The following is a 391-nucleotide window of genomic DNA, read 5'->3' as shown; positions in this document are numbered from 1 at the left end:
CTCCAAGGCTATCAGGGCAGCCATGAAAGGTGTTTGCATTATTTGAAAAAGTAGGGAGACAATTGATATTTGATATACCCAAAAGACGTCCACCACTCTGTCAACTGGTATATTCATTTTATGTAAAATAAACCATAATCCAGCTGTTTCCGCAAAAAGAAGAACAAACACACAAATAGTTAAATGTACTAAAAAACTTGTATTAAAAACCTTGTTAGTCCAAGTATAGTCGTTCTTTCCAAGACCTACGGATAAAAATCTCTGAGTTGCTAAAGCAGATACGTTTTGGATAAATGAAAATAAGATAATTATACTGCCAACAACGCTATACAAACCAAAGTCATAAACACCTAACGCTTCTAAAACCATCCTGGAAGTGTAGAATGTTACA

General features: G+C 34.5%; 1 pseudogene. It reads right to left on the bottom strand.

The window, feature by feature from the left end:
- Window positions 1–391: pseudogene (locus tag J1785_RS00145) on the bottom strand (hypothetical protein); the annotation flags it as partial.

This window comes from Rahnella perminowiae, assembly GCF_019049755.1.
In the GTDB taxonomy this organism is placed as follows: Bacteria; Pseudomonadota; Gammaproteobacteria; order Enterobacterales; family Enterobacteriaceae; genus Rahnella; species Rahnella perminowiae.
Note: the sequence above shows the minus strand (reverse complement) of the source record. Positions and strands in the feature narration are given on the sequence as shown.